This window comes from Haliscomenobacter sp., assembly GCF_033763495.1.
Lineage (GTDB): Bacteria > Bacteroidota > Bacteroidia > Chitinophagales > Saprospiraceae > Haliscomenobacter.
Window position 1 is genome coordinate 23,857 of record NZ_JANRKL010000052.1, and the last position, 6,518, is coordinate 30,374.

The following is a 6,518-nucleotide window of genomic DNA, read 5'->3' on the forward strand; positions in this document are numbered from 1 at the left end:
GGTACGGGAAGTTTGGGAATTGTTGGGGGAAAAATGAGGGACAGCGGTTAGTTTGTTGTCTCTAGTCTTGCCCTCATCACACCACACTCCCCTCCAACCTCTCCACCATTTCTTCCATTTTCTTCTTCGGCAAGCGCGGATTACAACGCTCCAACCTCCTAATCAGCGCAATCGCCAATTGGGGTGTACAAATCTGTTGTTCTGCGAGTTGATTGATGACCCAGAGGGAGCCAAAAACGGTGAGGCCATTTTCCTGGGCTTCTTTGCGGAGGTCGCCATCCCCACTGAGCAGGGGGCATTGGCGCTGGACGGCGAGAAAAAGAACCGATTTGTCGGTGAGGCGTTTGAGGTTGCGGCGGGTGCGGAAGCGGAGAATGTGGAGCATCTCCTCGCCGCTGAATTCGATGATTTCGACCCGTTCGGGTGTCAGGCAGCGTTCCAATGTGGCTTTTTGATCGGGGTGGTTGATTTCATTCACCACAAAGCCTGTTGTCAGGATGTGGTAATCCAGCTGCATGAAGTACTCCAGCGCACCCGCTTTGATGAGGTCGATGAAGACGTTGGTGTCGGTGATGATGAGGTCCTTCATGCCAGTTGTTCCAATTTGTCCCGAAATTCGCCCAAATTCATTTCAGCCAGATGGGCGGCATGATTGATCGAAATGACCTCCTGGCCAATCGCCCGGTAGAGGAGTTGGATGAAACGCCGGGGGCGCTCACGGCCACTGAAATCACCAGGCTCGTCGCGGTGGTAACCTTTGACCCGGTAATTGGTATTCAACCTCCGGTACGTATTGGCGTTGATGATACCCAGGTGGAGGGCACGTGGAAATAGCGCCGCAATGGAAATGCCCCAACGCTCCTTGATCAGCTCCAGTTCCTGCAAGAAAAAATGAAAGCGCTCCTGCGCCATTTCACCCCGCGCCATTTCCGCAGGGTAAAGCACCGCCGAGGCGAAGGTATGGCAAAGCCGTTCTACGTCCTTTTCTTCCAGTCGGGTATCAAAAGTCAGGCTGTGGTGCGCCAGTTCGTGCAGGGCGGTGAAGCGTTTGCGTACAGCGTTGTGTTTTTTGTTGAGCACAATGATGCGATGCCCTTGCACCAAGGCTTTAAGCCCGTCGAAGGCATCATCGGCATCCACTTCGAGCACTTTGAAGCCCTTGTCCTCCAGCATTTCGATTACGCTGGGGATGGGGTCATAGCCCAGGTTCCATTGTTTGCGCAGGGCTTCAGCGGCAGTTTCAGCATCAGTACCACTGCGTACGGCCAATTCGTAGTGGAAATCGTGACTTTGGGCAGGCAATTGCAACAAGTGCTCCAATTCCAGGTATCTTTCCAAAAAAGCGCGGGCTTTTTCGATAACAGCAACTTCGGCAGTTTTACTCAAGCGGGATATTTTTTTGCGAAATTCAATGCCCTTCAATTCAACCTTTACTTCTGGTTCCGAAAAAAAGAAATCAACCGTTACACTCAAGGCATTGGCCAGACGAATCAATACGGCACTACCGGGCATCATATCCCCTTTTTCGTACTTGTTGAGGGCTTGCCGGGTCACGGCATTCTCCATTTTGTTCGCCAGGTCCTGTAGCGACAATCCCGCCATTTTTCGGGCGTTGGTGAGCCGTTGTCCAAATAAATTTTCCATCTTAATACTCCTTTCCCAATTTGGTGTAAAAAATTTGTGGTGGTTTTACAAACTGGGTTTTGGTTGACAAATTTACAAAATAATTTGTTTTTGTCAACCCATCAGAGTAATTATTTTTTACCCTTGGGATCAAAAGTTTTATTTTTGACTGACACACCAACTCAATATTCCTGATGACCACAAACAACATCCTCATCCGTGAAGGCAGCATTGCAGAAGCTGTAGCCTTAAGCATGCAGATTCCCGAATTCAAGGCACCTCACCAGGCCGAAGAATACCAAAAACGCCTGGAAGGAGTACCCAAACTCATCCTTGTTGCGGAAAGCGCAGGAAAAGTGGTGGGTTTCAAGGTGGGTTACGCCAAAGATGAACAGCTGTTTTATTCCTGGATGGGTGCTGTGTTGCCCGAGTTTCGGCAGTTTGGAGTAGCCAAAGCATTGGCCATCCAGCAGGAGGAGTGGGCCAGATCAAGAGGGTTTACCTGCATTCAGTTCAAAACCCGCAACCGTTTGAAGGCCATGTTGCGGTTTGCGTTGGGAAATGGTTTTGATATCATTGAGGTGGAGCCGCGGGAAACGCTGGGAGAATACCGGATTTTATTGCAAAAAATGCTGTAGGGGCAACCCTTGCGGTTGCCCCTACAGCAACAACAATGACCGATCCCCCAAATACCGATCAATCACCTTCGGGAATGCGTATTTGTTTAATGTTCCACGTTTCACCCAAATCCAATTGACAGGTATGGGCGCAGGCAAAGCTTCCAAATCAATCTCCCAAAAACGCGCATTCACCACCTGATGGGTAAGCAATTGTTGAAACACCTTTGAGCCACTGTGCAAGGTATGCGGTGGTAAGGTAAGCCCGTTTTTTTCCAATAACTCTACTTGCAACAAGGCCCAGGTTTGATCCAAACCCCCATTTTCCAAGAGGGGGAATTGGTACAGTTCCTGCCAAATGTCTTTTTCTTCCCGCTTATGAATCAAAACCTGGCCCTCAAAATTGAACACGAGGTAATGGAAGAATCGCTCCGTTTTGACAATCTTTTTGCTTTTGACAGGCAATTCTCCAATGCGTTGCTCTTTTAAAGCTACGCAGCCAGATTGTAGTGGGCATTTTTTGCATTGCGGATTACGCGGCAAGCACACCGTGGCTCCAAAATCCATAATGGCCTGATTGTAGCGCCCCGCCTGATTTGTATCGAGCAAGGTTTCGGCCAGTTCCGTGAATTGTTTTTTCCCATCTGTAGTATCCTGGGGTGTACTGATGCCAAAAAAACGGGCAAGCACCCGAAAGACGTTGCCGTCCACTACGGCATATGGCAAATTGTAGGCAAAGGAAGCAATCGCAGCTGCGGTATAGGGCCCCACCCCTTTGAGCAAGCGGATGCCCTCGTAGCTTGTTGGGAATACCCCATCCAGCTCATGCGCAACATAGCGCGCAGCAGCCAGTAAGTTGCGCGCCCGGGAGTAATAGCCCAGGCCTTCCCAGAGTTTCATTACCTCATCGTCGGGAGCAGCAGCCAAGTCCTCAATACTGGGATAAGTTTCCACAAAACGCAGGTAATATGCCAGGCCCTGTTCCACACGGGTTTGTTGCAGGATGATTTCCGAAAGCCAGATGTGGTAAGGATTTTGAATTCCTTTCCAGGGTAAGGGCCGGTCTTCGGGATGATACCAGGCCAACAAAGCTTTTTGAAAAAAGTGGTGATACTCCATAGGTAAAGAGGCAAAATGAAACACCTATTTTTTTTCGCCCATACGATTGTGCACAAAAAAAATTAGGCGATGAAGATAAGTCTCCATCGCCAAAACTAGCTATCTAAAAATAAAAGGTTCAATTGGGTGATTTCAAGGCGGCAGTCGTGCCAGCTTTGAACAAGATCAACAAATGCAGTCATTACCAAACTCGGCGATTATTCCACATCGTCCAATACCATATCGGTGTAACGTTTACCGATCATTTCTTTGAGTTCTTTACGGGCAAAAAAGATGCGGCTTTTAACCGTTCCCAGGGGCAAATCCAGGTAATCGGCAATTTCCTGGTACTTATAACCCTGGTAGTGCATCAGGAAGGGAACCCGAATGCTGTCATCGAGTTTTTCGATCAGTTGCACGAGTTCTTTCATCATGATGCTGGATTCTGCCCGGTTGTCAATGGTGTTGGCGCTGGAGTTGATGTAGTACAAGTTGTCGGTGGAGTCAACAATCGTGTTGGCTTTGGTTTTTTTGCGGTAGTTGTTGATGAAAATGTTTTTCATGATCGTGAACAACCATGCCTTGAAATTGGTACCAGGGCGGAATTTGTCCATGTTGGTCATGGCCCGGTATGCTGTTTCCTGGTAAAGGTCCTTGGCATCCTCCGTGTTTTTGGTCAGGTTGAACGCAAAAGAATGCAGGAGGACGGACATGCTATCTAGTTGGGTATGGAAATCAGATGGGTATGACATGCTTGCTGGTTTTAATGGCTTTGACTGCGGTTAAACACAATTGTTGAATCAAAAGTAGACATTAGTTAAACAAAATGCAAGAAATTATACCTTTTTTTCAACACGAGTCTAAAATTGTTCAATCTGATTGGATTATTATTTTTGCAATCAATTGATAGCCTTTATTTTAAGTTAATTCTCAATTCTTTTATTTTTTCAGAAAAAAATGAAAGAATGAGTCTGGATTTCAGAATTCCTGATTTCATACTCCGTTTATCCGAGCATTAATAAGACAAAAAGCCAGCCTTGTATTTAAGACTAGCTTTTTGTTTAACTTTTTCCTTCAACAAAAACGTCTACTTACTTTTGTGCAGTCTGGATGAGCCGTAGGGCAACAAAAGCAAAAATGATGTTCGGCAACCATGCTCCCAACCATACCGGGATGGTTTGCCCCAAAGCAAATACGTTGGTGAATTTTGACAAAAACACAAAAATGGCCCCAACCCCAATCCCCAGTGCCAGGTGAAACCCAAATCCACCCCGTACCTTGCGAGAGGCAATCGCCATACCAATAAAAGTGAGGATAAAAATGGTTACGGGGTCTGCGGTGCGGCGGTACAATTCAAATTCGTATTTGCGGGTGTTGCTGGCGCCACGAGCGTTTTGTTGGTTGATGTAACGCATCAGTCGTGGAGTGACCATCATGCTTTGTTGGCTGGAGAAATCCACAAAATCTTCAGGATAAAGGCTCAGGGTGGTGTCCTTGGATTCAGATATATGCATCTCCAGTTTTTCCTTCAGGCCCTTAAAGTTGTGGGTACTGTAATCCCACAATCGCCATTTGCGGGTTTCGGGGATGAATTCGGCCCTGTCGGCTTTGGTATAGCTGATCAGTTCCTGGTTTTTAAAATGTTCGATGCGAAAATCGCGGGCGGTACTGTCTCCTTTGTTGTAAAAGCCGATAAACACTTTGGTGCCTGGTGCTACAAAGAGGTGAATATTGGTAGCCTTGCCCTTGTCGTCATTTTTGTCGATGTATTTATGGGTGATGTCCTGCCGGTATTTTTCTCCAATGGGCATAATGATATGGGTACAAAGCAGGTACAGCAGCGTCAAAAACGCAGCTCCAAAAAAATAGGAGCGCATCAGGCGATTGAAACTAACCCCGGCATTAAAAATGGAGATGATTTCTGAACTGTAGGCCATCCGCGAAGTGAAAAAGATCACGGAGATGAGGGTACAAACCGACCACAACTGGCCACCAATCCACAACATAAAACTGGGATAATATTGTAGCACGATCTCCTTGGTAGTAATGGGCTCTTCGATGAACTTCTCGACCTTTTCGCTAAAATCCAGGATGACCGCGATCATCAAAAAGATCAGCACGGTAAAAAAGAAGGTGGACAAAAATTTTTTGATTATGTACCAGTCCAGGATTTTTATGTACTTGTTCATTCCAGGTAATTGAAGTGCAAAAGTAGCTTTTTTTAAAGGAGTACCCAAGTGGTGAAGATGTGGATCATTTTTTTGCGAAAAAGCTAAAAAAGTTGTAACATCGTTGCTCAGTTATGTGGCAAAATAAATGTTTATTTTTTTGCCCTTTCATGTAAACGCATCCTAGTGAAATCAACTTTTTTACCTTCGCGGTTTTTTATTGTCTGTAGCGTGCTAACCCTGGTTTTTGCCCTGGGTTTTGCCATTCCTGTCTTGTTCCCGATTGGGCAATTTTTACTCTTCATCTTTTTAGCCTTGGTTTTAACCGATTGGATGCTCCTGTTTCAGGCAGGCGTGAATTTGAACGGAGTCCGTCGTTTGCCCCGAATGTTGAGCCTGGGAGACGAAAACCCGGTTTACCTTGATTTGAACAACGATTCCAACCTGGCCCTGCGCATCAAGCTCATTGACGAACTTCCAGAGCAATTACAAACCCGCAATTTTGTACAAAGTTTAACACTGCAAAGAGGAGAAGTCGCCTCCATTCGTTATGATTTACGCCCGGTAGAACGTGGAGAATACAGTTTTGGCGCAACCAACTGTTATGCAACTGGCTTGTTTGGGTTGGTAGAGCGGCGCTTTCAACTCAATCAAGACCCCATGAAAGTGGCTGTATATCCTTCCGTGATTCAAATGAAACAAATGGAAATGCGGGCTTTTGAACGCACCTCTACCCGCGAAGGCATCAAGCATATCCGCCGGATTGGCCATAGTTATGAATTTGAACAAATCAAAAATTATGTGGCGGGTGATGATTTTCGCAGCATCAACTGGAAAGCCAGTAGCCGCAAGGAAGGTTTGATGGTCAATCAATTTGAAGATGAACGGGCTCAGCAGGTATATTGCATCATCGACAAAAGTCGGGTGATGCGGATGCCTTTCAAAGGCCTGAGCCTAATGGATTACGCGAACAACGCAACCTTGGCCATTTCCAACATCATCATCAAAAAAT

7 protein-coding genes are annotated in these 6,518 nt (G+C 46.5%); 2 read left to right on the plus strand and 5 right to left on the minus strand.

Going from position 1 to position 6,518, the window contains the following annotated elements; translation table 11 throughout:
• Positions 1-76: 76 nt before the first annotated feature.
• A complete protein-coding gene (locus SFV55_RS06290; RefSeq protein ID WP_320028625.1) occupies positions 77-589 on the minus strand; it encodes a hypothetical protein in 513 nt (170 codons plus the stop codon).
• Positions 586-1,644 carry an XRE family transcriptional regulator gene (locus SFV55_RS06295; RefSeq protein WP_320028626.1) on the minus strand — a complete coding sequence of 353 codons (1,059 nt, stop codon included), beginning with the start codon at positions 1,642-1,644 and terminating at the stop codon, positions 586-588. Before SFV55_RS06295 ends, SFV55_RS06290 begins: the two co-directional genes overlap by 4 nt.
• Positions 1,645-1,817: 173 nt before the next feature.
• Between SFV55_RS06295 and SFV55_RS06300 the strand changes: the two genes are divergently transcribed.
• Positions 1,818-2,261: a GNAT family N-acetyltransferase gene (locus SFV55_RS06300; RefSeq protein ID WP_320028627.1), complete on the plus strand. Its 444-nt coding sequence runs from the start codon at positions 1,818-1,820 to the stop codon at positions 2,259-2,261.
• 21 nt (positions 2,262-2,282) lie between these two features.
• Here the strand turns inward: SFV55_RS06300 and mutY are convergent, their stop codons facing one another.
• The 3 genes from mutY to SFV55_RS06315 form a co-directional block, all read right to left on the minus strand.
• Positions 2,283-3,359, minus strand: coding sequence for an A/G-specific adenine glycosylase (mutY, locus tag SFV55_RS06305; RefSeq protein WP_320028628.1), 1,077 nt, complete (start codon positions 3,357-3,359; stop codon positions 2,283-2,285).
• Positions 3,360-3,556: 197 nt separating this feature from the next.
• A complete protein-coding gene (locus tag SFV55_RS06310; RefSeq protein ID WP_320028629.1) occupies positions 3,557-4,090 on the minus strand; it encodes an RNA polymerase sigma factor in 534 nt (177 codons plus the stop codon).
• 339 nt (positions 4,091-4,429) lie between these two features.
• Positions 4,430-5,527, minus strand: coding sequence for an LptF/LptG family permease (locus tag SFV55_RS06315; protein WP_320028630.1), 1,098 nt, complete (start codon positions 5,525-5,527; stop codon positions 4,430-4,432).
• 165 nt (positions 5,528-5,692) lie between these two features.
• Here SFV55_RS06315 and SFV55_RS06320 point away from each other — a divergent pair.
• Positions 5,693-6,518 (plus strand): DUF58 domain-containing protein (locus tag SFV55_RS06320; protein WP_320028631.1); only part of this gene is annotated, 826 nt, incomplete at its 3' end.